This window comes from Maritalea porphyrae, assembly GCF_027213965.1.
Lineage (GTDB): Bacteria > Pseudomonadota > Alphaproteobacteria > Rhizobiales > Devosiaceae > Maritalea > Maritalea porphyrae_A.
Genome location: NZ_JAPWGX010000087.1, coordinates 1 through 231 on the forward strand (window position 1 = coordinate 1; position 231 = coordinate 231).

At 68.0% G+C, this 231-nt stretch carries 1 protein-coding gene; it reads right to left on the reverse strand.

Features of this window, described 5'->3' with window-relative positions; genetic code table 11:
- Positions 1-200, reverse strand: a 200-nt coding sequence (locus O4H47_RS18090; protein ID WP_269395412.1) for a hypothetical protein, incomplete at its 3' end; no start/stop codon positions are given.
- Positions 201-231: the final 31 nt, after the last annotated feature.

Here is a 231-nt window from a genome sequence, read left to right on the forward strand (position 1 = left end):
ATCACCAGCAGCGGCCGCTCGCCCTCGGCCACGCGCTGCCAGAGCGGCGAATAGCCTGCGCTGGTATCGACAATATCGGCCAGCGCCGCTTCCCCGCGCAGCTCAGCCAGACGGCGGCGCAGCAGCTCGGCAAACGAGCCCTCGGCAAGGTCAGGGCCGACAAACAGAATGCGGGCGTAAGGGGAAACGGGCGTGGTCATGGCGGCCTCCAAAACGGGGCGGCAGTCTAAC